At 45.1% G+C, this 665-nt stretch carries 1 rRNA gene (running past one end of the window); it reads right to left on the bottom strand.

From position 1 onward, the window contains the following. Positions 1 to 665: ribosomal RNA gene (locus DBV14_RS33685) — 23S ribosomal RNA — on the bottom strand (its annotated part extends 729 nt beyond the left edge of the window); the annotation flags it as partial.

Here is a 665-nt window from a genome sequence, read left to right as displayed (position 1 = left end):
GGCAGAAATCACATTGCGTCAAAGCCGTTCACCAGCCATCGCAATGCTTTGTTTTAATTAGACAGTCGGATTCCCCTAGTCCATGCCAGTTCTAGGTTGACCGTTAATTGTACAATGACGACCATGAATCCGAAAATCCACAAATCATAGCCTAACCCGCCTATCAATCGAGTCGAAAAAGTTCCATTTCAACTCCATTTTAAGTTGCCCCAAAACAGAATCAAAACAGCCCAATTCCAATTCAATCAACTTCTTGATTAAGCCCATCATACCCGGTCCCTAGAGCCAATCCTTTTACCGAAGGTACGGATCTAGTTTGCCGACTTCCCTTACCTACATTGTTCTAAGGCTATAGGCTGCTCACCTTGGAGACCTGCTGCGGATATCGGTACGGCTTGAAACGAAATTTATAACTGCTCCCTCAGATTTTCAAGGGCCATCAGGGGCGCTTCGGACACCACAAGAACCGCGGTGCTTTTGACATTTCACATCCCTTTCTCCAGATGACCTGATTCTAGGGACATGGTTATGTATACAAAGAAAAGAGAACTCTTCCCGAAACACTTGATGACGTCTCTGAGATCGCTTGTGTTGCCACCTTGTGTTGCCGAAACAACCAAATTTCCGTATTCAAGTTCAGGAATGTTAACCTGATTCCCTTTCGC

This window comes from Variovorax sp. KBW07 (genome assembly GCF_003852515.1).
GTDB lineage: Bacteria > Pseudomonadota > Gammaproteobacteria > Burkholderiales > Burkholderiaceae_C > Variovorax.
Note: the sequence above shows the minus strand (reverse complement) of the source record. Positions and strands in the feature narration are given on the sequence as shown.